Annotated in this window: 25 protein-coding genes and 1 pseudogene; 13 read left to right on the top strand and 13 right to left on the bottom strand. The window is 44.5% G+C overall.

What is annotated here, in order from left to right; all coding sequences use genetic code 11:
- Window positions 1–36: 36 nt before the first annotated feature.
- The 4 genes from M5J74_RS11505 (at window position 37) to waaF (ending at window position 4,137) form a co-directional block, all read left to right on the top strand.
- Window positions 37–762 carry an SDR family oxidoreductase gene (locus M5J74_RS11505; protein ID WP_250016702.1) on the top strand — a complete coding sequence of 242 codons (726 nt, stop codon included), beginning with the start codon at window positions 37–39 and terminating at the stop codon, window positions 760–762.
- Window positions 763–837: 75 nt separating this feature from the next.
- Window positions 838–1,425: an HAD-IIIA family hydrolase gene (locus tag M5J74_RS11510; RefSeq protein WP_015154243.1), complete on the top strand. Its 588-nt coding sequence runs from the start codon at window positions 838–840 to the stop codon at window positions 1,423–1,425.
- An 84-nt stretch (window positions 1,426–1,509) separates the two neighbouring features.
- Window positions 1,510–2,982: a D-glycero-beta-D-manno-heptose 1-phosphate adenylyltransferase gene (gene rfaE2, locus M5J74_RS11515; protein WP_250016704.1), complete on the top strand. Its 1,473-nt coding sequence runs from the start codon at window positions 1,510–1,512 to the stop codon at window positions 2,980–2,982.
- 51 nt (window positions 2,983–3,033) lie between these two features.
- Window positions 3,034–4,137 (top strand): lipopolysaccharide heptosyltransferase II, encoded by a 1,104-nt coding sequence (gene waaF, locus M5J74_RS11520; RefSeq protein ID WP_250016706.1) that lies wholly within the window; start codon window positions 3,034–3,036, stop codon window positions 4,135–4,137.
- On the opposite strand, the gene M5J74_RS11525 is transcribed toward waaF, so the two are convergent.
- Entirely contained in the window at window positions 4,109–4,987 is an 879-nt protein-coding gene (locus M5J74_RS11525; RefSeq protein WP_250016708.1) for a DUF4351 domain-containing protein, read from the bottom strand. The two genes, waaF and M5J74_RS11525, sit on opposite strands and share 29 nt — an antisense overlap.
- A gap of 21 nt (window positions 4,988–5,008) precedes the next feature.
- Between M5J74_RS11525 and M5J74_RS11530 the strand changes: the two genes are divergently transcribed.
- From M5J74_RS11530 to M5J74_RS11550, 5 genes are all read left to right on the top strand, one after another.
- Window positions 5,009–5,830: a glycosyltransferase family A protein gene (locus M5J74_RS11530; RefSeq protein ID WP_106217105.1), complete on the top strand. Its 822-nt coding sequence runs from the start codon at window positions 5,009–5,011 to the stop codon at window positions 5,828–5,830.
- A gap of 5 nt (window positions 5,831–5,835) precedes the next feature.
- The gene (locus tag M5J74_RS11535) at window positions 5,836–6,321 is read left to right on the top strand and encodes a glycosyltransferase family 9 protein (protein ID WP_250016710.1); all 486 of its coding nucleotides are present in this window, start codon (window positions 5,836–5,838) and stop codon (window positions 6,319–6,321) included.
- A gap of 265 nt (window positions 6,322–6,586) precedes the next feature.
- A complete protein-coding gene (locus tag M5J74_RS11540) occupies window positions 6,587–7,129 on the top strand; it encodes a glycosyltransferase family 9 protein (RefSeq protein WP_250016711.1) in 543 nt (180 codons plus the stop codon).
- Between the two features lie 150 nt (window positions 7,130–7,279).
- The gene (locus M5J74_RS11545) at window positions 7,280–8,305 is read left to right on the top strand and encodes a glycosyltransferase family 9 protein (RefSeq protein WP_106165948.1); all 1,026 of its coding nucleotides are present in this window, start codon (window positions 7,280–7,282) and stop codon (window positions 8,303–8,305) included.
- Between the two features lie 418 nt (window positions 8,306–8,723).
- Window positions 8,724–13,064, top strand: coding sequence for an ATP-binding protein (locus M5J74_RS11550; RefSeq protein WP_250016713.1), 4,341 nt, complete (start codon window positions 8,724–8,726; stop codon window positions 13,062–13,064).
- Window positions 13,065–13,087: 23 nt separating this feature from the next.
- On the opposite strand, the gene M5J74_RS11555 is transcribed toward M5J74_RS11550, so the two are convergent.
- Both M5J74_RS11555 and M5J74_RS11560 read right to left on the bottom strand, forming a co-directional pair.
- Window positions 13,088–13,483 (bottom strand): CAAD domain-containing protein, encoded by a 396-nt coding sequence (locus M5J74_RS11555; protein WP_106165933.1) that lies wholly within the window; start codon window positions 13,481–13,483, stop codon window positions 13,088–13,090.
- A gap of 238 nt (window positions 13,484–13,721) precedes the next feature.
- Window positions 13,722–13,877, bottom strand: coding sequence for a hypothetical protein (locus M5J74_RS11560; protein ID WP_250016716.1), 156 nt, complete (start codon window positions 13,875–13,877; stop codon window positions 13,722–13,724).
- A gap of 556 nt (window positions 13,878–14,433) precedes the next feature.
- Here M5J74_RS11560 and aqpZ point away from each other — a divergent pair.
- Window positions 14,434–15,213 carry an aquaporin Z gene (aqpZ, locus tag M5J74_RS11565; RefSeq protein ID WP_015154250.1) on the top strand — a complete coding sequence of 260 codons (780 nt, stop codon included), beginning with the start codon at window positions 14,434–14,436 and terminating at the stop codon, window positions 15,211–15,213.
- 140 nt (window positions 15,214–15,353) lie between these two features.
- On the opposite strand, the pseudogene M5J74_RS11570 reads toward aqpZ, so the two are convergent.
- Both M5J74_RS11570 and M5J74_RS11575 read right to left on the bottom strand, forming a co-directional pair.
- A pseudogene (locus tag M5J74_RS11570) lies at window positions 15,354–15,605 on the bottom strand (DUF1830 domain-containing protein); the annotation flags it as partial.
- A gap of 190 nt (window positions 15,606–15,795) precedes the next feature.
- On the bottom strand, window positions 15,796–16,659 hold the full coding sequence (locus M5J74_RS11575) for a hypothetical protein (protein WP_250016717.1): 864 nt from the start codon (window positions 16,657–16,659) through the stop codon (window positions 15,796–15,798).
- A gap of 153 nt (window positions 16,660–16,812) precedes the next feature.
- Here M5J74_RS11575 and M5J74_RS11580 point away from each other — a divergent pair, with 153 nt between their 5' ends.
- Window positions 16,813–17,088: a hypothetical protein gene (locus M5J74_RS11580; RefSeq protein ID WP_250016719.1), complete on the top strand. Its 276-nt coding sequence runs from the start codon at window positions 16,813–16,815 to the stop codon at window positions 17,086–17,088.
- A gap of 44 nt (window positions 17,089–17,132) precedes the next feature.
- On the opposite strand, the gene M5J74_RS11585 is transcribed toward M5J74_RS11580, so the two are convergent.
- Window positions 17,133–17,717, bottom strand: coding sequence for a hypothetical protein (locus tag M5J74_RS11585; RefSeq protein WP_250016721.1), 585 nt, complete (start codon window positions 17,715–17,717; stop codon window positions 17,133–17,135).
- Between the two features lie 150 nt (window positions 17,718–17,867).
- On the opposite strand from M5J74_RS11585, the gene M5J74_RS11590 reads away from it, so the two are divergent.
- Window positions 17,868–19,547 carry a radical SAM protein gene (locus M5J74_RS11590; RefSeq protein WP_250016723.1) on the top strand — a complete coding sequence of 560 codons (1,680 nt, stop codon included), beginning with the start codon at window positions 17,868–17,870 and terminating at the stop codon, window positions 19,545–19,547.
- A 79-nt stretch (window positions 19,548–19,626) separates the two neighbouring features.
- On the opposite strand, the gene M5J74_RS11595 is transcribed toward M5J74_RS11590, so the two are convergent.
- The 6 genes from M5J74_RS11595 to M5J74_RS11615 form a co-directional block, all read right to left on the bottom strand.
- Window positions 19,627–20,271, bottom strand: coding sequence for a metalloregulator ArsR/SmtB family transcription factor (locus M5J74_RS11595; RefSeq protein WP_106165940.1), 645 nt, complete (start codon window positions 20,269–20,271; stop codon window positions 19,627–19,629).
- A gap of 59 nt (window positions 20,272–20,330) precedes the next feature.
- Window positions 20,331–20,798 carry a hypothetical protein gene (locus M5J74_RS11600; protein ID WP_250016725.1) on the bottom strand — a complete coding sequence of 156 codons (468 nt, stop codon included), beginning with the start codon at window positions 20,796–20,798 and terminating at the stop codon, window positions 20,331–20,333.
- A gap of 207 nt (window positions 20,799–21,005) precedes the next feature.
- The gene (locus M5J74_RS11605; RefSeq protein WP_015154258.1) at window positions 21,006–21,617 is read right to left on the bottom strand and encodes a superoxide dismutase; all 612 of its coding nucleotides are present in this window, start codon (window positions 21,615–21,617) and stop codon (window positions 21,006–21,008) included.
- 195 nt (window positions 21,618–21,812) lie between these two features.
- Entirely contained in the window at window positions 21,813–21,947 is a 135-nt protein-coding gene (locus M5J74_RS32645) for a hypothetical protein (protein ID WP_256498776.1), read from the bottom strand.
- On the bottom strand, window positions 21,916–22,059 hold the full coding sequence (locus M5J74_RS11610; protein ID WP_199197490.1) for a hypothetical protein: 144 nt from the start codon (window positions 22,057–22,059) through the stop codon (window positions 21,916–21,918). Before M5J74_RS11610 ends, M5J74_RS32645 begins: the two co-directional genes overlap by 32 nt.
- A 28-nt stretch (window positions 22,060–22,087) precedes the next feature.
- Window positions 22,088–22,966 carry a phosphate/phosphite/phosphonate ABC transporter substrate-binding protein gene (locus M5J74_RS11615; RefSeq protein ID WP_015154259.1) on the bottom strand — a complete coding sequence of 293 codons (879 nt, stop codon included), beginning with the start codon at window positions 22,964–22,966 and terminating at the stop codon, window positions 22,088–22,090.
- A 148-nt stretch (window positions 22,967–23,114) separates the two neighbouring features.
- Between M5J74_RS11615 and M5J74_RS11620 the strand changes: the two genes are divergently transcribed.
- Window positions 23,115–24,017, top strand: a complete 903-nt coding sequence (locus tag M5J74_RS11620) for a DUF3365 domain-containing protein (RefSeq protein ID WP_015154260.1) — start codon at window positions 23,115–23,117, stop codon at window positions 24,015–24,017.
- Window positions 24,018–24,071: 54 nt separating this feature from the next.
- On the opposite strand, the gene M5J74_RS11625 is transcribed toward M5J74_RS11620, so the two are convergent.
- Window positions 24,072–24,320, bottom strand: a complete 249-nt coding sequence (locus tag M5J74_RS11625; protein ID WP_199197493.1) for a Mo-dependent nitrogenase C-terminal domain-containing protein — start codon at window positions 24,318–24,320, stop codon at window positions 24,072–24,074.
- Window positions 24,321–24,498: the final 178 nt, after the last annotated feature.

Raw genomic sequence — 24,498 nt, forward strand, 5'->3', positions numbered from 1 at the left:
CCCATTACCCAATAACAAATCAAAACGGAAAAAATTATGCAAAATTTAACTGCAAAAGTAGCACTAGTTACAGGTGGCGCACGCGGATTAGGTGAAGCAATTTGTCATATCTTAGCTGATGCAGGAATTACCACCATTATTGCTGATGTTCGTCTTGAATTAGCAGAAAAAGTTGCGCAAATCTTACGCGATAGCGGCAAAGAAGCAATGGCAGTAGCACTTGATGTTTCTAGCACCGCACAAGTTGAAACTGTCATTGAAAAAATTGTGAATCGATATGGAAGAATAGATGTCTTAGTTAATAACGCAGGTATAGACTTAACCGTTCCAATTGAAGAAATGCCCGTTCAAGAATGGGAGCGTATTCTCAATGTGAATTTAACGGGACCATTTATTATGTCTAAAGCCGTTTTTACCCCAATGAGAGAACAGGGAGGCGGTTTTATTATTAATATTACTTCGACGGCGGCTAAACGAGCGTGGGCGAACGCCTCAGCTTACCACGCTAGTAAATGGGGATTATTAGGCTTTTCTCATGCTCTACATGTTGAAGGTAGACCGCACAATATTAAAGTGACTGCTGTAGTGGCTGGCGGGATGCGAACCCCTTTCTTAACAGAACGTTTTCCCGAACTCGATTTAAGCACATTGCAAGATCCAAAAAACGTTGCTCAAACAGTTTTATATCTATTAATGCAACCAGCCGATACGGTAATTCCAGAAATCATGGTTTTACCAATGAAAGAAAGTTCTTGGCCCTAATTCAATTTTAGATTTTGGATTAAGTCTACTTTTGCCCTCTACTCCCTACTCCCTGCTCCCTGCTCCCTACTAAATATGAAAGCAGTTTTTCTGGATAAAGATGGTACTTTAATTGAAGATGTTCCTTACAACATCGATCCAGATAGAATTCGACTTTGTGCAGGTGCATTAGAAGCAGTGCAAATGTTAGCCGCTGCTGACTACCAAATCTTTATTATTACAAACCAATCTGGTATAGCACGCGGCTACTTTCCAGAAAGCGCTCTCATAAATGTAGAGAAACATTTGCGGCAATTATTGGCTACTGCTGGTGTTTCTCTAGCCAGTTTTTATTATTGTCCTCACCACCCTCAAGGAGTTATCACAGAATTTGCGATTGATTGCGACTGTCGTAAACCCAATCCTGGCTTGCTGAAAAAAGCAGCAAAGGAACACTCAATTAAATTAGATCGATCTTGGATGATTGGTGACATTTTAAATGATATTGAAGCAGGAAATATAGCAGGTTGCCGCACAATTTTAATTGACAATGGCAATGAAAATGAATGGCAAATATCGCGATCGCGATTACCCAACTTTATCGTAAATAACTTACGGGAAGCTGCTGCGGTAATTATGGCAAGCGATCGCTCACCTCCACAAAAAAAACACCCCTATTCTTAGCATTCTTCATATCTAGAACGCGAGAAATCCTTTGCGCCTCTGCGCCTTTGCGTGACACAAAAACAAAACTATGGAATATAAATTATGATTGCCCAACAGTATCTCGATAAATGGACAAACTTGCACGTTCTTGCGATCGGCGAGGCAATGTTAGACTGTTACTTAGAAGGAACCTCTAACCGCCTTTGCCGAGAAGCACCCGTTCCCATCGTCGATATTAGTAGCTTGAAAGACGTACCTGGAGGTGCAGCAAATACAGCAGCAAATATCGCTCGTTTGGGAGCAAGTGTATCATTTCTATCAGTCATAGGAACCGATTTAGAAGGCGATCGCTTAAAACGAACTCTTCAAGAACGAGGAATTTCCACTCATAATTTAATCGCTTCTACCCAAAGGCAAACTTTACTCAAACAACGCATTTCCTCTGACTCTCAATTACTCCTAAGGTGCGATCGTGGTAGTACAGAAAACATCGATCCTCAAATTGAAAACCAACTGATAGAAAACTTAAACCGTCTTTATCCAACTTGTGACGCAACTGTAATTTCAGATTACGGTGGTGGAATTCTCACCCCAAGAATTATTCAGACAATAGCTCAACTTCAAACACAATATCCTCGAACTTTAGTTGTTGATTCTAAACAGTTGAAAAATTTTCAGTCTGTTAATATCACTGCAATTAAACCCAACTATCAGCAAGCTATTCAACTATTAGAGATCTCAGCTTTAAAAGGAAAAGAACGAATTCAGCAAATTGTAGACTGGGGAGCAAAACTACTCGATTTAATTAACACTCAACTCGCCGCAGTCACTCTAGATGCCGAGGGAGCCATCATTTTTGAGCGTAACAATCCACCCTATATTATCCCTTCCCATCCCACGTCCAACAGCCAAGCAACAGGCGCAGGAGATACATTCGTAAGCGGCTTAACCCTTGCCTTAGCCGCAGGTGCAGCAGGAAAACTTGCCGCATCAATTGCATCTGCAACAGCAGCAATTGTGGTAACTCAACCAGGTACGACGACTTGTAGCTTATCAGCATTACACCAGTCTCTTTCCGGTAATCAAAAACTAGTTGTCAGTCGGGAATCGCTAGTAACTTCGATCCAAGAACACCGCAATTGGAAACACAAAATTGTTTTTACCAATGGATGTTTCGATCTTCTACATCTCGGACACGTTACCTATTTAAAACAAGCAAAACAATTAGGAGATATTCTCATCGTTGGTGTTAACTCAGATGAAAGTATTCGACAATTAAAAGGTGCAAATCGTCCTGTAAATTGTTTGAGCGATCGCTTGGCAATTCTCTCGGCTTTGGAAAGCGTCGATTATGTCATTCCTTTTGCCGAATCAACCCCCAGCGAACTGATTAAAATTATTCGTCCTGATATTTACGTTAAAGGAGGAGACTACACCCCAGAAATGCTACCCGAAGTTCCTCTAATAGAAGAACTAGGCGGCGAAGTCAAAATCTTACCTTACGTCAGTAACATTTCTACAACCGCAATAGTCAACCGCATCTATCAAACCTTCTCCAAACTCCCCTCAATCTAATTACCTTGCCATCTTTGCGCCTTTGCGTCTTTGCGCGACACAAAAATATCTATGTCACCAACCTGGAATACCGCCAAAAAAATTCTCTGTGTCAGACTAGACACGATTGGCGATGTGATTATGACAACTCCCGCCATCCGTGCTTTAAAAACTTCCCACTGCGATCGCCATATTACCTTAATGACTTCTTCAGCAGGTGCTGTAGTTGCACCACTTTTGTCAGATATTGATGACTTAATCGTTTACGATTCTCCCTGGTTAAAAGCAACTGCAACCCGCCAAAATAGCGAGCCTGAATATGCGATTATCTCCGAACTTAAAGCCAGAAATTTTGACGCAGCAGTCATTTTTACGGTTTACAGTCAAAGTCCTCTACCCACTGCCTTTCTTTGCTACATGGCAGGTATTCCACTGCGATTAGCGCATTGTCATGAAAACCCTTATCAATTACTAACCGATTGGATTAAAGATCCAGAACCAGAAAATTTCACCCGTCACGAAGTTCAACGTCAACTCGATTTAGTCACCAGCATTGGTAGTAAAGTTGAAGATAAACGCTTGCGAGTACAGATATCAGAAATTGCGAGAAAAAATATTCAAAACTTACTTGAGGAAATTAGAATTAATTTCAGCCAACCTTGGATTATTATGCATCCAGGTGCAACAGCAATTTCTCGTCGCTATCCTCCAGAAAGTTTTGCGATCGCCGCACGTAAATTAGTGCAAGACTATAATATTCAAGTTATTTTTACAGGTATAGAATCGGAAATAGAACTCGTCGAATCAATTCGCTTACAAATGCGATCGCCTTCTTTTTCTCTCGTTAATAGACTAAACTTATCCGAACTTACTGCATTAGTAGAAAAAGCACATTTATTAATATCTAATAATACTGCGCCCGTACATATTGCTGCCGCAGTCGGTACACCAGTTGTCGATCTTTATGCTTTAACTAACCCACAACATACCCCTTGGGAAGTTTTAAATCGCGTTATTTTTCACGACGTTCCTTGTCGGATTTGCTATAAAAGCATTTGTCCTGAAGGACATTACCACTGCTTGCGCCTAGTCGCACCTGAAAGAGTCGTAAATGCTGCGTTAGAACTATTGCAGGTTCGTCAGCCAGCTATGCCTGTTCGCGCAACCAAGTTGTGAGAGCGGTAACATCTGTAAAATCAAGGAGGGCTTCTGCTAATGCTTCCAACTGAGTAGTAGTTAATGTCTGAATTTGTGCCTCAATTTCGGGAGGAATACTACCAAGTCGCCGTCTTAACTGACGCAGAACCAGTGTAGCTTCTCCTTGTTGTAATCCTTGTTGTAATCCTTGTTGTAATCCTTGTTGTAATCCTTGTTGTAATCCTTCTTCTAGTCCTTCCGCCAAAATGACTTGGTAAAAAGCAGATTCACGCATGATTTCTCTCCTGAACAACTGTTGGATTAAATTTGTGTCAAATCTCAAACCCGCTAAAATTCCCGTACAAACTGAGAGATCTTGCTGTTGAGTGGGTGCTTCAATCTCAGCTATCTGTTGAGCAACTTGAGCCAACAGAGTTTGAGGTGAATCGGCTTGAGTCAAGGGTGCAAAGGGTAATAAACCTGGGTTAGTCAGAAACAAAGCGGGGTTTTGTTCCCATAGGCGAATGATTCGATAGCGGTGTCTAGTGTTTGTATCTTCATAATAGTCAACTCTAGCGAGTTCTGAAGTTGTCTGTTGTAAAAAAATCACAATCTGCTCAATGTCGCAGTTATATTGCCGTTTTAGTCTGACATAATAATCCAGCATTCGGAAAGAGAAAGGAGGAGTTGAATAAGGGAGAGTTTGAAATTCTAAGTGCAGGAGGCAATTAGCGGTTTGAATAAAGGTAACAGCATCAGCTCGAATGGGTTCGGGAGTCAACTCAGTTTTGAGAACTTGAATTTCCTCAGTGTCAATCTCAAGTAACCATCGGACAAAATCAGCAGGATATTCTTCAGCTAAATATTTACAGGCGTTATCGTAACTCAATTTTCTATTTGGAGCCAAATTGTGACGAAAGACGATTATAGAACAATTGATGTCTTAATTCCAACCTGCGATCGCCCAGTAGCTTTAGCTGTAACTTTAGCTAGCCTTTGCGCCCAAACTTATCGAGATTTTCAAGTAATTATTTCCGATCAAACTGAAGAGCGAGATATATCTGAAATAAAAGAAGTACAAGCAGTGATGCGAGTACTTGAAGTCCACGGACATTTAGTTAAAACTTACAAGAATTTACCTCGGCGTGGCATTGCTGAACAACGTCAATTTTTATTAGATAAAGCGACTGCTACCTATGTCATTTTTTTAGATGATGATATAATTTTGGAACCTTATGTCCTCCAAAATTTACTTACAGCTATTCAAGAGGAAAAATGCGGTTTTGTAGGAAATGCATTTATCGGTCTTAGTTTTATTAACGATATTCGTCCCCACGAACAAAATATTGAGTTTTGGGACACACCAGTAACGCCAGAGGTCGTGAAATCTGGAACCCCAGCTTGGGAACGGTGGCGCTTGCACAATGCAGCAAACTTACATCACATTCAACAACGCTTTAACATTACTAGCGATCGCCCGCGTAAATATCGTATAGCCTGGGCAAGCGGTTGTGCCATCTACGATCGCCAAAAATTATTAGATATCGGCGGATACAACTTTTGGCAAGAACTTCCTCCCCATGCTTGCGGCGAGGACGTGTTAGTACAATTGCGGCTGATGGCAAAGTATGGCGGTTGCGGTTTACTTCCATCAGGAGCATATCATCAAGAATTACCAACCACAATTAGCGATCGCAGCGTTGACGCGCCACACTTATTACCAATCTGTTAGTCAAAGTGAAACGAATTTTATTTATTGAATTATTGGGAGGAATTGGGGATTTAATTATCGCGCTACCAGCGATTAAAGCTTTGGCATTGTCCCATCCTCAAGCACGGATCGCGGTGCTAACTTTTCCTCCAGGTGGCGAACTGCTACAAAGCGATCGCCACATACATGAAGTCATTTTTGCCCAGCGAGGAGCAGCCCGTCAATCGGTCGAGCAGATTCTGATTCAACAGAATTTCGATCTAATTGTTTCTGATGTCAATTATGATGGCATCGCCGAGCTAATTCACAATAGCGGTGCTAAACGCACGGTAACGAATTTATGGCGCAACCCGCCTGATAACCAACTCATAAGCGATCGCTTTTGTCAAATTTTATATGAAGAGGGTTTAATTGCAACTGCTGGACTACGCCACGGAAGATCCCCCCTAGCCCCCTTAATAAGGGGGGAACGCCACCTCTCGTTCCCCACGAACAGGAAACGCCTCTTCTAGCCCCCCTTGAGGAAACGCCACCTCTCGTTCCCCACGAACAGGAAACGCCTCTTCTAGCCCCCCTTGAGGGAACGCCACCTCTCGTTCCCCACGAACAGGAAACGCCTCTTCTAGCCCCCCTTGAGGAAACGCCACCTCTCGTTCCCCACGAACAGGAAACGCCTCTTCTAGCCCCCTTTTTAAGGGGGGTTGGGGGGATCTGATTCACCTACTAGAAAGTGAAATAGCTACAGCTCGACAAACATTTGGAGCCGCATACCGTCCCTTGGTCTTCCTCATTCCCGATTCGGCAATGCCAATCAAGCGGTGGTCAACACAGAATTTCGTTACAGTTGGCAAAGCCTTACAACAGAAATATAACGCCACCATTGTTGTTACGGGAGGCGACGATCAAGAGATGGCGCGGCAGATTAAGGCAGAAATTGGCAAGACAGCACGAATTTGGCAACGGGGAACTCTACGAGAACTCGCCGCTGGTTTATCCCAAGCAGATTTAGCGATCGCAGTTGATACCGGACCCGCTCACCTTGCTGCTGCTCTTAACGTGCCTACTATTACCCTCTTCGGTCCTGCTTGGCACGAACGCTACGGACAACCCGCACCTCATATCAATTTGCAGGGTTATTCCGAATGTTCCGAACGAGTCGTCCGCAACTTTACCGAACAAAGCTGTTGGTACAGTGGTGTTTGTCCTTTCAATTGGCACTCCTGTACGGAGGATATATCTGTTGAATCTGTTTTGGCAGCAGCAGCGAAATTCTTGGATCGGCAGGAGGAGCTTGACGATCCCCCCCTGCCCCCTTTTTAAGGGGGGAGTTAGAAGCGGTGCGAGATACTGCTATCCCTCCGCCTCCAGCAGAGGCGCGAGAAACTACTGCTCCCTCACCTCAACTAGTAGCGCCAGAAACTACTGCCCCCTTTTTAAGGGGGGTTGGGGGATCTCCGCAACATCCTAGTCATGCGCCTAGATAATATTGGTGATGTCATCATGACTAGTCCTGTCCTGCGAACGATTAAAGAAAACCTTCCCACTGCCAAATTAACTTTAATGGCAAGCCCAGCCGGGGCATTGACACAACCTCTACTGCCGTGGGTAGATGAAGTCTTATCCTGGCGAGTCCTATGGCAAGATTTGGGACGATTGGACTTCGATCCGGCGCGAGAATGGAAACTAATTGAGACTTTAAACCAACGTCAATTTGATGCGGCAATTATTTTGACAAGTTTTAGTCAAAGCCCTTACCCAGCTGCTTTAGTTTGCTATTTAGCCGGAATTGGATTGCGTTTAGGAGAATCGAAGGAGTCGGGACAAGGAATATTAACGCATTGGGTTGACCCCTTACCGGATGAAATTCACCAAGTAGAGCGGAATTTGCGCTTAATTGAAGCAGTTGGGTTTAAAGTGCGCGATCGCCGTCTTTGCTTGCACGTTCCTCAAACTATAACAGCAGCAATCCCAAATTCTTACATCTTGCTCAATCCCTGGACGACTTGCCAATCTCGCAACTACGACGACTGCCGCTTTGCAATAGCAGCCCGTCAATTATCTCAAATTACAAGTTTACCTATTGTCGTCACGGGAACCAATAAGGATCGCGATCGCGCCCGCCCCTTACTCGATATTTTAGGCGACGCGATCGATCTGATTGGTGCGACTAGTCTCGCTGAATTTGCTGCCCTGATTGCCAATGCCCGATTGGTTCTAACCAATAACACATCTACTATGCATATTGCTGATGCTACCAACACTCCAAGCGTCATTCTCTTTGCTGGTACTGAACTCGAATCTCAATGGCAACCCCGCCATGCTCCTGTCAAACTTCTCCGCCGTCCCACAGTTTGCAGTCCTTGCTACGCCTTCACCTGTCCCTACAACATGGAATGTTTAGATATTTCCCCAGAGGAGGTGATTGCAGCTGGATTGGAAATGCTCGATCGAACCAATTCAAATTTCAAAATTTTAGAAGGTACAAGAACCTACTAGAACAATTCAAAAGTTAAAAGTTAAAAGTCAAAATAGAGCGTATTGCTGCTTCAATTTTCTCAGAATTTTATTTAGAAGATTATCGAAAAGTCGATCGAGCGATAGACGATTGATTTACTCCTGGCTGCCGCATCCCAGTTCAAGAAAGGAAATCTTTTTTATAATTAAGTTTAGCGATCGAGTGTAGCTAGATAAAAACTCCAAAATTCTGTCTTGAGATAGAAACTTATTTCTATCTTATGGGGGATAGTATGAAATAAATTAGCTCAGTGTCACATTTGTCCGGACTTATGCACCTTTCTCTAAATCCATTACTAATACAAGCGATCGTCCTCGAACAGCCAACAATTATTAGCCCGAAGCGGCAACTACCACTAAGCTCAGAGATGACTCAAAAGTAGAGTGGCAGAGAGAAAGAATGACGCAAGAGTCAATATCATCCAGCAATGCCAATACCAATTTTCTGCTTGGTGGCGGCGAGATGGGCGCGCGGATGCGAGAAAAAGATTGGTCGAAAACGTCGCTGGGTGTACCGCAGCATTGGTCGCAGAGTCTGAAAACCGCCGTGCGGATTATGCTGACTTGTCGCCAACCGATGTTTGTCTGGTGGGGTGAGGAGCTAATAAATCTCTACAACGATGCCTACAGATCCGTTCTTGGCAGCAAACATCCAGACGCACTAGGGCAACCCGCCGCTGATATTTGGCGGGAGATTTGGGATCGGGTTGGTCCTCGTGCGGAATCGGTACTGCTCAAAAATGAAGGCACTTTCGACGAATCGTTGCTGCTGATTATGGAGCGCAACGGCTACCCAGAGGAAACCTACTATACATTCTCCTATAGCCCAATCCCAGACGATCGCGGTGGTACAGGTGGCATCATCTGTGCTTGTACGGAAGACACGCAGCGCGTTATCGGCGAACGTCAGTTGATACTGTTGCAGGAATTAGCAGCTAAAACAGCAGATGCACGGACATTTGATGCAGCCTGTAGGCTGAGCGCTAGCTGTTTGGCAACCAATCTTTACGATCTTCCCTTCGCCGCCATATATTTAGTCGAGCCAGAGCAGCAATGCCTTTCTCTGGCTGGGACGAGTGGGATCGAGCGTTTTCACGCAATAGCCCCCGAAACAGTTGCATTAGATGAGAATTCGGTTTTGCCCTTTGCCCGGGTGTTAAAGACACAACAGGCAATGCTAGTTTCCGATCTAGAGTCGCATTTTAGCAATCTACCGATGGGTGCTTGGCAGCGATCGCCTCATCAAGCTGTAGCCGTACCGATTGCTCCCTCCGGTCAGACAGGGAAGGCAGGGATATTAGTTGCTGGTTTGAATCCGTTTCGGCTGTTCGACGATAACTACAAAGGATTCATCGATCTGGTAGCAGCGCAGATTGCTGCGAGTATTGCCAATGCCCAAGCTTACGAAGAAGAACGCAAACGGGCAGAGGCTTTAGCAGAAATCGATCGCGCCAAAACTGTTTTTTTTAGCAATGTGTCACATGAATTTCGTACCCCACTGACTTTGATGTTGGGTCCAATAGAAGAAACCTTGCTCCGCTGCTCTAGCTTCCTACCGCTAGAAGACCGCAAACAGTTGGAGATGGTGCAGCGCAACGGACTCCGCTTGCTGAAATTGGTCAATACGCTACTCGAGTTTTCTCGAATTGAAGCCGGACGGCTGCAAGCCTCCTACGAACCCACCGATCTAGCTAGCTTTACCGCCGAACTAGCCAGCGTCTTTCGTGCCGCGATCGAAAAAGCTGGAATGCGCTTATCGGTTAATTGCCCGCCCATACCTGCACCCGTGTACGTGGATCGGGAAATGTGGGAAAAAATTGTTTTAAACTTGATCTCAAATGCTTTCAAGTTCACGCTGGCTGGAGAAATTACCGTCAGTTTGCAGTGGTTAGGCGATTGCGTCCAGCTGAGTATACAAGATACCGGAATCGGAATTCCCGCTGCCGAAATTCCCCATTTATTTGAACGTTTTCACCGCGTTAAAGGAGCGCAAGGGCGCACTTTTGAAGGGTCGGGAATTGGTTTATCTTTGGTGCGAGAATTGGTACAAATGCACGGTGGTACGGTGCAAGTCACCAGCGTTCTAGGATCGGGCAGTTGCTTCACCGTGTCGATTCCTACAGGGAAAGCTCATTTACCTCCAGAGCGGATTAGCAGCCCGCGAATTCTAGCTTCAACCGCATTAGGTACAGCTCCCTATGTTGAAGAAGCACTGCGCTGGCTACCAGAAGTAGGGAGCAGGGACGAGCTGGGAGTAGGGAGCAGTGATGAAGAATTACACCCAACTCCCGACTCCCCAGTACGGGGGCACAGCAGTGCGCCCCTACCGACTCCCGCTTCCCCTACCTACATTCTCCTCGCTGATGACAACGCAGACATGCGCGATTATGTCAAGCGGTTGCTAGGTCGGGAATACGAAGTCAAAGCTGTGTCAGATGGATTAGCTGCCTTGGCTGCCGTTCGCGACCATCGCCTTCCCGACTTGGTGTTAACTGACGTAATGATGCCGGGACTCGATGGTTTTGGACTGTTGCAAGCACTACGAGCCGATCCCCAGACCAGGGAAGTGCCAATAATTCTCCTCTCGGCACGGGCGGGAGAAGAGGCACGAGTCGAAGGGTTGGAAGCAGGAGCCGATGATTATTTGATCAAACCCTTTTCTGCCCGCGAGTTGTTAGCGCGAGTCGAAGCAACCCTGAAGCTGTCGCAAATGCGGCAAGAGGCAGCGCGGCGGGAACAAATCATACTCGAACGGGTGACAGATGCATTTATTGCCTTCGATCGCGAGTTTCGCTATACCTATGTCAACCCAGCAGCAGCAAAATTGACGCAAAAAACACCAGAAGAGTTGCTGGGTAAAACTTTGTGGGAAGTATTTCCCGATACAATTGGCAGTCGGTTTGAATCTGAATATCGTCGAGCCCTCTTCGAGCAAGTTAAGGTTGAGTTTGAGGAATATTATCAACCATACGACATGTGGGTTGAAGTTCACGCTTACCCCTCATCCAGTGGGCTTTCCCTCTACTATCGGGATATTAGCGATCGCAAACAAGCTGAGGAAGCCCTGCGAAAGAGTGAAGAACTGAAGGGACGCATTTTAGAAAGCAGTCAAGACTGCATTAAAGTTTTATCCTTAGATGGGCGACTCCTTTACGTGAATACAGGCGGCTTGGCTCTTCTAGAAATTGACAATCCTACAGCTTTCCTCGACACGAACTGGCTTGATTACTGGCAGGGTGAAGATCGCCAAAGTGCAGAAGCAGCGATCGCCGTAGCCAAAGCGGGCAATGTCGGTCAATTTCAAGGCTTCTGTCCCACGGCAAAGGGCAAGCCGAAGTGGTGGGATGTCATAATCACGCCGATCCGAGATGCATCGGGACAGGTTGCACAACTGCTATCAATCTCACGCGATATCACCAAGCAAAAACAAGCTGAAGCCGAACGCGAACAACTGCTGGAGCAGGAACGAGTAGCACGGGAAGAAGCCCAAGCTGCCAATCGAATTAAAGATGAGTTTCTGGCTGTACTATCCCATGAATTGCGATCGCCCCTCAACCCGATACTAGGTTGGACAAAACTGCTGCGTTCTCGCAAATTTGACGCACAAGCAACAGATCGCGCCCTAGAAACGATCGAGCGCAATGCCAAACTACAAACGCAACTCATTGAAGACTTGTTAGATGTCTCGCGCATATTACAAGGAAAAATGGCGCTCAACATCGCCCCGATCGACTTAACCACTACAATTGAGGCAGCTATAGAAACCGTGCGGTTGGCAGCACGAGCAAAAAACATTCAGATTCAAACTCAATTTGCCCCCAACGTAGGATTAGTCTGTGGGGATGCAAATCGTCTCCAACAAGTTGTGTGGAATTTACTCTCTAATGCCGTTAAATTCACCCCGTCAGGGGGGCGGATTGAGGTTTCGCTGATGGGAGTAGCTTCGGGAATCGGGAGTCGGGAGTCGGGAGTCGGGGACAAGGGAGACAAGGAAGCAATTCCAGCCGCCAGCCACCAGCCACTCAGTAACTACCAACTACCAACTACCAATTACCAATTACCAATTACCAACTACGCTAAAATCCAAGTCAGCGACACTGGAAAAGGAATTAATTCAGACTTCTTACCATACGTATTTGATTACTTCCGGCAAGAAGATGGGACAACGACACGAAAATTTGGCGGATTAGGATTAGGGCTGGCAATTGTACGCCACATCACCGAGTTACATGGGGGTACAGTCAAAGCCGAAAGCCTTGGAGAAGGAAAGGGAGCAACTTTCACCGTCAGTTTACCTCTGCTTCAGGATGAAAACCCAGAAATAAGCGATCGAAGCGCCACTTCATCCTTTCTTGCCTGTCCTTTACAAGGTATTCGCGTGTTAGTCGTAGATGATGAAGCCGATATGTTGAATTTAGCTCAATTCGTTTTAGAACAGTATGGGGCAGAAGTGCAGGTCGCAGCATCGGCAGCAGAAGCAATGCTTATCTTCGATCGCTTCGTCCCTAACGTTTTGATTAGCGATATTGGAATGCCAGATCTCGATGGCTACATGTTAATGCAACAAGTCAGGCAGCGATCGCCGCAAGCAGGGGGGCAAGTTTCGGCAATTGCCCTAACTGCCTACGCTGGAGAGTGCGATCGCCAACTTGCAAGGCAAGCAGGATTTCAGCTACATCTGCCAAAACCTGTAGAACCAGAGCAGTTAGTGCAGGCGATCGCCGTTCTGTGCGATCGATAGTCAGCAGATATCAATCCGATCGTTTATTCAAAAAGTGACTGTAACTTACTTGCCAATTCCTCCCGATTAGATTTTGTCCGCAGATATCGATAGACAAACCACACCGAATAGAAAATTCCGATTAGTTGAAACGTCGGTGCTAATAATGGAATGCTGTTGAGAGCAGCCAAGACTGCAAACAACACTCTGAGTGCAATTAAGGCAACAAAAATTAAAAGAATGCTCGTAATTGGTTGTTTGTATTGTTGCCAGAAGCTACTAACGTGTTTCGGTAGTTCCGCAAAAAAAGCAACTATATTGTTACCGATCTGCCGTCCCTGCATTTCAAGTTGTTTTGCAGTCGATGGTGTTGTTAGAGATGTAGATTCTGCCGTTTCTCTAACTTCTGAAGTGTCGGTCATGTATTCTGTCTGTTGCATTTGGCTCTCCTTGTCAGAAAATATACAAGTTTTTTTGCAATATTGCTTTGCTACTGGCGGTTAGCAAAATGACGATCGATGAAAATAATTACCTGCTTACCTATTCAGTTGAGCAGGGGTAACTGTGCAGTCTAAACAATGCCTATCATCGGGATCTCCTCCAGTTTTGCCTACTTATTACTTATGATATTTATGTTCGACGCACGCTCCTACTGCTGCATCTGATGCAATATATCCATTAAGCTAGCTGATAACTAAGCCTGCTGTTTCTACCGTAAGTTATGTGTTTTTTTCTGCCTTCCTCACACTGAGAAATTAATAGCAGTATTCTGAGCGATCGTCCGTTGGCATTAGATATGCGAGTTGTTTCTACTACTGGTTCTGTTTTAGTCAAATTAACTTTTAACGTCCCCTGGAATAGAATGCCTGGATTGATAAAAAAGCTAAATGCTCGATCTCGCTTGCTATAGCAATCCTATTTGATTCATGAACGTGGAGCAGCTTCTAGCCTGCCGTAGGCTAGAAGCCTACTTTACAAATCATTTAGAACTGCTATAGATTACTGTAATTAATCCCGACCTATTCAGAAGTTGCGGGCAGATTTATAATTCAGATTGAATTTTTCCCGTTTGTGCAAATGGCTAAGAGCAGCTACTGTCTTCATTAGTACTACTATTAGACTATCTCTTTAAGTAGATAAAACTCGCTTTCAATTAAGTGTAAAGTGTGTTCAACTCAAGTGTAGAGTCTACGGAAACAGGTCTGTTATCTGTCCTCTAACTTATGAATGCATTGTGAGATAGGGCAATACTCTAGCTACTTTGCATCTGGCATAAAACGATACAATTCAAACTCGTTTTTGATCGAGAAGAAGCTTCACTTCTCAGTCAAAAGTTTGTCTTTATCTGTTGCGTAAAAAACTTTTTACTCAGTGTAAGGAATAGATGAATATGGCACTTATGAAACGGTGCGTAGCGGAGTCGATTGGGACTTTTTGGCTAGTTCTTGGCGGTTGTGGTAGTGCAGTACTTGCAGCAGCATTTACAGCAGATGCAGCAAAACTAGGTGAAGGGACAGCATTTCCACTAGGGATCGGACTAGTTGGTGTATCCATCGCTTTTGGTTTGACAGTTCTGACGATCGCATACGCATTAGGACACGTTGCTGATTGCCATCTCAACCCAGCTGTAACTTTCGGACTCTGGGCTGGCAAGCGATTTCCTGGTTCTGAACTACTGCCATATATCATTGCCCAAGTCATAGGTGCGATCGCGGGTGCGGGAGTTGTTTATCTAATTGCTAGCGGTAAGGCGGGCTTCACTCTTGCAGGCTCAAACCCATTGGCAACCAACGGTTTCGGTACACATTCACCCAGTGGTTATTCTTTAGCAGCTTGCTTCTTAACCGAAGTCGTGATGACTTTCATGTTCTTGATGGTGATTTTAGGGGCAACAGATCGCCGCGCTCCCCAAGGTTTTGCTCCCATTGCTATTGGGTTAGCACTGACCTTAATTCATCTAATTAGTATTCCTGTAACTAATACCTCAGTCAACCCTGCTCGCAGCACGGGTCCAGCACTTTTTGCTGGCTTGGAGCATATTGCTCAACTTTGGTTGTTTTGGCTAGCTCCAATTTTAGGGGCAGTCCTAGCAGGTTTTTTCTACTCTAGTTTCTTTGCCGAGTCAAGGAAAGAGCGAATACCTGCCGAGCCAATTAAAACATTACGCTGAATAACTATTTAAGTGCTGTTCAACTCTCTTAAGTTGAATAAAGGGTGCAGGACGCGCCCTTTATCAACCGTGCCATGCCAGCCTGTAGTGCTGCTTCAAGCGTGAGAGCAGATCTCGATCTAGTTATTTTCTTCGCCTGCATCAACTTGCAATTGTTCGCAAAGAATGGTGTCAGCAGGAATAGCGCTAGCTATCTTAGCACTATGGATCTCTAACTGCGCTTCTGGGATTGCCTCAAATAGCAAGTGCTGACCGGGAAATACAACTCGCTCCAAGTACCAGTGAGGAATATTCGCGATCCGTGCAATTTGAATTCCACTTGTTGCATTCTTATAGTTGCACAAAATACGCTCTTGGTACTCATCAGGTAAGGAGTCTACGATCTGAGCCATAGTTTTGCCTCCTGGCAACAGCGCCAAAACAAATTTGACATATGCTAACGTAAACTACCTGCGAGAAGATCGCAGGCTTCCTACTTCTCAGGCTTCTGCTCAAACGTGGACGTGAAAAATCCACGCTTGAGACTTACAGAGCCTCTATAGGCATTGGCGCTAGTTCCTAACGCCAATGCGTCAAAATCTGTTACTCCAGTGGAGGAGGATTGTTTCTGAGAACTTCTGGAGATGCTGTTGTCATGTTGAAATATTTCCATTCTCGCGTAACATACTTGGCTTTGCCGATCGCAGCATCTGCATTTCTTTCACCACTGGACGAACAAACATTTGTCCAATAATCGGCTCCAGCTAGAGCAAGATATCGCGCGATATCGCGATCGTCTGGCTGACTAGGGTTATCCAGAATTAATCTGGCTCTAAACGTTGTAAACACACCTGCGACATCGTTTGGATCTATTCCTGCTCTGTTTCTGGACCAAAAATGAAAATTATATCCATTGCCTGCTGTCACTGAGATAGTGCCTTGTGGCTCCTGCCGAATATCCGCAGGAATATTGATGCCTCCTGCAAAGTCCTCCCTATATGCAGCTCCTACAGGAATAGAACTCTGCAAAGCCAACCATCGGTTGTTACTTTTTTGTAGTAGATAGGTGTGAATTTCTCCTAGCTCGACACGAGTATTTGCAGCTGGATTGCCCTCGGCAGCTTCGTTGACGATACCCCATCCAATTAGTGCTTGCAATTCTCCAGGATTGTTACCTAACTTGACTCTTGGAGTTTGCGACCAGTCATATGATGCTGGTACTCCGCGCATCTTACCTTCATGCTGACCCTGCATATCGCTGATGATTAGTTCTACCGAATTTTCATCAAGATTATCTGGATTTGCTTGCACGAGTGTTTGATGTAAGCCGCTCTTCTCGATCGCATTAACTTTAATCGCTGTGGCATGTGCTGTTGCGATCTGAGCTGCTGATATGAAAAATGCTAGTAGTAAACCGAATATTAATAATAATAGAGAGCGACGACTAAACGAATAAGTTTTCAGCATTAACAGGACAATTAATTTGTGCTTTCAGTATGTTCTTTGATATATCGAGTGTTGTCGATATAAATAAGTTCAGGTATTTAATAGGTTGGTTAAGTTAGAAAAGGTCAGTTTTCAGATCGTTGTCCGTATTACTCGATCGCCGATAAAATTCAATTGAAAAGAGGGTGTTTTAACGGCATTCGTCTGCTGCGACAAGAGTTGATGCGTAAATTAGAAAAACATCGCTTGTTACCTCCACACCGAGTTGGTGCGGGAACAGGGCTGTACAACGGGCTTTCTGTCCTGTTTGGTGGTGTTGGCGGTTCGCTGATTCCTGGCTCGATTGTAGCGGTGACTGGTAGTTTTGATGCGGCAATTTTTAGTATTGTGGTGGGGGCGTTACTGGCAGCTTTCGTCATGCTAGTACTACCAAGGATGCTGCGATATTAGAAGGAGACTCAGTTACTTACGATTTACGATTTACGACTTACGACTTACGACTTCTCCCCATTCGCTTCTAGCTTTTTCATTTCTGTTTGTACGTCTATGGTTAATTGCACGGCTTCGTTCAGTAACTTGCTATACTCAGATGCTTCTGCGTTAATCTGTAAGGCTTGCAGTGATAATATGCCGTTCGATAGTAGATCTAGATTGCGGTTAATTAAATCTCTGTTTTTTCTGAGAATTTTTTCTGTCTTAATTGCACAACTTAAACTATTTCTTGTGATTTGTAACGCCGCGATCGCCTTTTCTCTGTTCTCGATGCTAGCTCCCTGATTCCCCGCAGCTTCTAGTTCGTCACCAAGATTGATAATTCTAATTAAATCGTTATACCGATCTACTTCTAGTAGCAAATTTCTCAATCGCTGCCGACGATATTTCCATTTGTATAAGTAATAAAGTGGAATTAACCCCCAACCTAGTAAAAAAACTTGCTCTAGATATCCTGGCAAAATAATAATTTGGATGTTGTCTGGTTTTTTTAAGGTATCGTATGCTTTCCAGTCTCTTCTGCTCATACCAGCGAGCTGTTGCAATTCATCTCTGGTAATATACAAATTGATTAGATCGGGTTGCATTGTTTTCGATCGGTTATTTGTCTTTTACCAAATCATAGAGAACAATATAATTTTAGGTCTTAAAATTAGATATGGATAGCTAAATAATTCAAACTTGTTCCCGCACCCTTGGAAGGGCGCACGGCTGTGCGCCCCTACAAATGTCATTCCATGAATTACCCAACTCCCAACTCCCGTACGGGCGGGTTTAGAAACCCGCCCCTACCGACTCTCGACTCCCGCACCTCTGTATTTTCTGCCGAACGCCTACTATTTACCCCAACAACTCCAGAATCCGATGCGATCCCCGCTATCTTCGCCTTTCCTAACGAATACACCGTAGGAATTACCAGCTTGGGATATCAAGTCGTATGGGCAACTTTGGCAATGCGTGCTGATGTTGATGTCAGTCGCTTATTTACAGATATATCCGAACCGCTGCCACGTCAGCCTGAATTAGTCGGCTTTTCTTGTTCGTGGGAATTGGATTATGTTAATATTCTGAGTCTATTAGAATCTATCTCCATTCCAATTCATACCAGCGAGCGCACTGACAGCGATCCCCTAGTATTTGGTGGTGGTCCTGTTTTGACGGCTAACCCCGAACCCTTCGCGGAATTTTTTGACGTGATTCTGTTGGGAGATGGAGAAAATTTATTAGGAAATTTTATTTCAGCTTACAAACAAGTTCGGACAGCCGATAGAAAAACTAAATTACATCACCTAGCACAAGTACCAGGAATCTATATTCCCAGCTTGTATGAAGTGACGTATGAAGACCCTACAGGTTGTATCCAATCTATTAAACCAATTGCGCCAGATATTCCCCATCAGATAGAAAAGCAAACTTATCGAGGTAATACTCTATCTGCTTCTACGGTTGTGACTGAAAAGGCAGCCTGGGAAAATATTTTTATGGTGGAAGTGGTACGCAGTTGTCCTGAAATGTGCCGCTTTTGTCTGGCTAGCTATCTGACTCTACCTTTTCGCACGGCAAGTTTGGAAGGTTCTCTGATTCCCGCGATCGAACGAGGACTGACAGTTACAAACAGGATAGGCTTATTAGGGGCATCCGTTACCCAACATCCACAATTTAATGATTTATTAGCTTATTTAAGTCAACCAAAATACGATGATGTCCGTTTGAGCATTGCCTCGGTGCGGACAAATACCGTCACAGTAGAACTAGCACAGACTTTAGCAAAAAGAGACACGCGATCGCTCACCATTGCTGTAGAAAGCGGTTCGGAACGGTTGCGTCAAATTATTAACAAAAAACTGCATAACGATGAGATCGTCCAAGCAGCGGTAAATGCCAAAGCGGGAGGACTGAGTAGCTTGAAACTTTACGGTATGGTGGGCATACCTGGGGAAGAACCCGAAGATCTGGAAGAAACAGTTAAAATGATGCGATCGCTCAAAAAAGCTGCCCCAGGATTAAGGTTAACCCTGGGATGCAGTACGTTTGTCCCCAAAGCACACACGCCGTTTCAGTGGTATGGAGTCAATCCCCAAGCCGAGAAGCGCTTGCAATATTTACAGAAACACCTCAAACCCCAAGGGATTGATTTTCGTCCCGAAAGCTATAACTGGTCGGTGATTCAGGCTTTAATATCGAGAGGCGATCGCCGTTTATCCCGCCTGTTGGAATTGACGCGAAACTACGGTGACAGTCTCGGTAGCTATCGCCGCGCTTTTAAAGAGTTACGCGGACAAGTACCCGATTTAGAATTCTACGTGTTTCGCAATTGGTCGCACGAACAAGTCTTACCCTGGAGTCACCTGCAAGCACCTTTGTCACAGGCAACTTTATTGAAACATTTAGCAGTATCAGTAAGTCGTGAATCGTAGGGGCGGGTTTACCAAGCAACTTTGCTATTCACAGAGATTTCAGGTAAACCGCCCGTACAGGAGTAGTGAGTAGTTTGTCTCAGTTACAACTAGAAATGCGGTAAGCACAACGGCGATCGCCACTTAAAATATGCTCGACTCGTTCGACGTTAACATCAGAACCAAGCAAAGTTTCAAACACTTGCAATTCTGAACTGCACAATTGCGAACAACTTTGGGCAGCAGCACAAATCGAACAATGATTTTCCGCCAGTAACAAGACTCCTGGTGACTCTTCAATTATTTCTGCCATATACCCTTCTTGAGTTCGCAGTTGAGTCAGAATTGCCACTCGTTCTCGCCAGTTTTGAGCGTGTTGCATCTGCGCCGAGTATGTTTGAATTTGAGCTTGGGTACGTTCGCCAATTAATACTCCTAACCCAGCTTCGCCAAATACTTTGCGGACTCCCTCAATTAATTTCACTACCAGATCGGCGTGATGGTTGGGAAAAAGCGCGTTGGCTTTCTCTGTTAATTGCCAAAACTTGACTGGACGACCAACCGCTTGCTTTTGCTCGCTATAAGTGACTAATTGCTCATCTTGAAGAGTTTGCATATGCTGGCGGATTGCCATAGGTGAAACCTGCAACTTAGTGGCTAAATCCACAGCCGTTTGCGAGCCGTGCATTTTAATGACAGATAAAATCTGATTTTTGACCCTTACCCGCTCGATCGCATCATTCATGCCAGGTAGATAGGCTTACTGGGCTATCAAACCTAGATTAACGCAAATTTTAACTTAGCTTAAGAAACGCCGGGATAGTTATATGCTATCCATCCCAACAATAAGCCCAACCATGCTACTGCTGTTGTAAATGCGATCGCTCCTAGTTTTTGCCAATACCTCAGCGCGATCGCCGTCATCACATAAGAATTAATCGTTGCCACTAGACCAATTGCCAACCAGTGATAGGGCAACAAGCTCGATTTTGCCTGCTGGACGAGGTAGGCGATCGCCGTACCCACTAATCCCGTCAAGGCGATCGATCCGTTTTGTCGATACCGACTGCTAGCTACACCGACTAAGTTTGCTAGCTGCCAGTGATAGAACAGAATTCCTATAGACCAAAAGCCCAAATTAATCTTGAGACTGGCAAGACAGAAACCTACCACCGTATAGAGAATAACTGCGATTACACCGAGAGAAATGATTTTCCGGTTAGAAAAAATGCGATCGCAGCTTCTACGCTCTACGAAATTAGCTGGAACCATAGAGACATCCGAGCGATATGAGATTTTGAATTTTACAAGCAGGAGTTACGCACTAGAAGTTTGAGATTTCGATCCCCCAACCCCCTTAAAAAGGGGGCATTTGTTTCCTCTCTTCTAGAAGGACGTTCATTCCTCACTTTTTTATAAGGAATTGATTCCCCCTTGTTAAGGGGGGCTAGGGGGATCTTTTCTACCTAACTAGCTACATTATGGCGCTGTCGATAGACGGTTGTTGACCTCACTCCAGTTGACTGTATTCCACCACTGCTTGAGGTACTCAGCCCGACGGTTTTGATATTTAAGGTAGTATGCGTGTTCCCAAACATCGTTGCACATGATTGGGAAGTGTCCGTCCGTCCAAGGATTATCTTGGTTGGGCGTACTGACAATCTCATACTTGCCACCAGCCGAGCGGACTAGCCACACAAAGCCGCTACCAAAGCGCTTTGTACCGGCATCGTTAAACTGAGTTTTGAAGTTTTCAAAATCGCCAAAATTATCACTGATGACTTGGGCGATCGCACCTGTGGGTTCTCCGCCAGCATTAGGAGCCATCAATGTCCAAAAGATCGAGTGATTGAAATGTCCGCCACCGTTATTGCGGACAGGAGTACGAACTGCTTCGGGTAATGAATTCAGGTCGCGAATCAATTCGTCAATACTTTTGCTCTGTAAATCTGGTTGCGATTGCAGTGCTGTATTTAAATTGTTTACGTAAGTTCCATGATGCAGATCGTGGTGAATCTGCATAGTTTGCGTGTCTATGTAAGGTTCTAAAGCGTCGTTTGCGTAGGGTAGAGATTGCAGTTCAAAAGCCATAAACTCTTTTTTCCTCTTAACTAGAGGTTTCGATAGACTAATATATCAAAACTTTCGATAGAAAAATCTATCAAAATATGACAATTTCTGTGAGCAAGTGCTAACTATCACAACCAAAACGTAACAATCTTGGCGCTCGCCTTTCCTGTCTCAAAGGTTAGAGATTAACAGAGAGCAGGGAGAATGACTTGTGACTTACGACTTTTCCTCGCTTTCTTCGGGTAGTAAGGTGGTTTCATTTTTTGGCTGTTCGGCGCGAGGAGCGATCGCCGCAGTCCGCTTGAGTCTGACGAGAAAGCTAACTCCAATTGCCCAAGCGACTGAAACCATCCATCCTGCTAAAATATCGCGCTTGATAATGAACTCCTAAGTACAGCCGCGTCCAAGCGATCGCGATCGCATATACACTTCCGCCAATTAATACCAACTCCCCACTACTCACTACTTGCCACCCACTTCCCAACAACCACTTACCCTTTAAACAACCGTGCGGGTTTCAATTGCGCGCTTCCTGGTTGTAGTTCGTAGGGAAAAATGCTTTTGACACGCTCGACTACAGAAATCATGTAGCGATAATCTGGAATCGAACCTGTAGGAACGTAACCTGTTTCTTGAGCTAAAACGGAAGCAGCTTCGCTTAAAATTTGACGAATAAATTCTTGGCGATTGCGTTCGATAGTTGGCGAAATTAAAACAGATCCTAGTGGTACGCTGTGGGGATCGGTGTATAAAACGCGAAAAGGAATTTGCGGAAACTGCGTTTTATAAAAATTAAATTCTCTTTGAGAAAGCGCTCCCGCATCGGCTTTACCTTCCGCTACCAAACTCAATATAGTTTTTGGCGTAGGCGCTAATAAAATTTCTGCTAAAGTTAAGCCATACAGATTATAAATAGGTAAATAAAATCCCGTTGCCGAACCAGGTTGACCCAAGGCTACTGTTTTATTTGCTAAGTCTTTCAGAGATCGAATGGGGCTGTTTTCTTGAACAACCAAAATCGAGCGTAAGTTTTGAACTCCTTCCAAGGTAAACAGGGGACGGTACTGTTGCTGGGTGATGGCGATCGCAGCTAAGCCTGGAGGAGCAAACACCAACGACCAAGAGCGATTGCGAATTCGTTCTATGGCTTTATTCTCATTAAAGGCAGGCTCTAGCCTCACCAACGAACCAGTCTTCTCGCCTAAGTAATTGATCAAGCGATCGTACTGACTGAGCGTCTGTTGACCTTCAGAGTAGCTAACTGTACCAATAATTAACTCTTCTCCCTCACCTTGTAGCGATCGCGAACCGCAAGCTGCTAAGAAAAATAATTGAAGTAAAAAGAGACGACGCGAATATCTGGAATTCATTTTCACCCAGCTGTAGTTGAATAGTATTGCTGGATCGATGAGGTGCGATCTCCACTTAGGGGAAAAGATGAAAACAATTTATAATTTTAAGTAGCATTATATACACTTCTTTTACCATCGTAAAATAAATCTCTACTTACAAGCCAAAATGTTAAAAAATCTTAAGCTTACTGCCAAATTTAGCTTAATGTTGGTCGTAGTTTTCATCGGTGGGATTATCATCAGTGGTGCGGCACTCTCCAAGGTACTCGAACAGAGAGCCGAAAGGGAAGTTAGTTCTCAAGCAGCAATTCTGATCAAAGCGATGAATGCGGTTAGGACATATACCAACGAGCGTGTCAACCCATTACTCGCACCTAAACTCGAAACCGAACCAGTCTTTATTCCTGAAACAGTGCCAGCTTACTCCGCTACGGAAGTCTTTGAAAACTTGCGTAAAAACGAAGAGTATCGAAACTTCTTTTATAAAGAAGCCACGCTTAATCCTACCAACTTACGTGATAAAGCCGATGCTTTTGAAGCTAAAATTGTCGAGCGTTTCCGCAACGAATCAAACACTAAAGAAATTTCTGGTTTTCGCAATTTACCAGGCGGAGAAGTCTTTTACATTGCTCGACCATTAGCGATAACAAAAGAAAGCTGTTTGCGGTGTCACTCTACCCCAGAAGCAGCACCTAAAAGCCAAATTGCTACCTATGGCTCGGAATGGGGTTTTGGTTGGAAACTCAATGAAATTGTAGCAGCACAAGTTATTTCTGTACCTTCGAGCGAGATTTTTGAGAGTTCTAGACGCTCTTTATCTCTAGTTATGGGAATATTATTTGGAATCTTTGCGATCGTCGTATTGTGGCTGAACTTCTTCTTAAAACGCTCTGTAATTCAGCCAATTAGGAAAATGTCTAGAACCGCAGAGCGAGTTAGCACGGGAGAAATGAGTGCAGATTTCGAGCAAAATTCTAATGATGAAATTGGTATCCTTGCAGCTTCTTTCAATCGGATGAAATCGAGCTTAGAAATTGCGATGAAGTTACTCAGTCAGCAAACGCGATGAACAATTGTCAGTTATCAGTTGTCAGTTAATTCTGACTGCTGACTGCTGACTTCTTTAACAGTATGCTTGAATGTCTTCACCGCAGCAGTCGGCAAGGTAACATAAAGCACGAAATCTCAAACCGACCAATTGCTCGTATAGGGGGTTGAGTTTGCATAGAGGAGGAATGTGTCCTACTTTATGACCGAATAGAATAATATCTCGCTCAAAAGGACATTGCGCTGGAATAGTTTTCGCAATTAATTTTGCAACTTGGGGGTGAGCAATCTCAAAAGTATCTATCCTTTGTTTCAAAGACTTCATTGGAGATAATGTAAATGCGATCGATGGACGGGACTTGTGTGAAATGCTTGCTTCTACTACAAGGGAAATTAAACTGACAACCTGAATCATATGTAAGCTACCTTCCTCACGCTCTTCTTAATGTATGGCGTTAAAAATACAAAGACATTGCCTAGCGGCGATTAACTTCTGGAAAATT

This window comes from Chroococcidiopsis sp. CCNUC1, from assembly GCF_023546805.1.
In the GTDB taxonomy this organism is placed as follows: domain Bacteria; phylum Cyanobacteriota; class Cyanobacteriia; order Cyanobacteriales; family Chroococcidiopsidaceae; genus Chroococcidiopsis; species Chroococcidiopsis thermalis.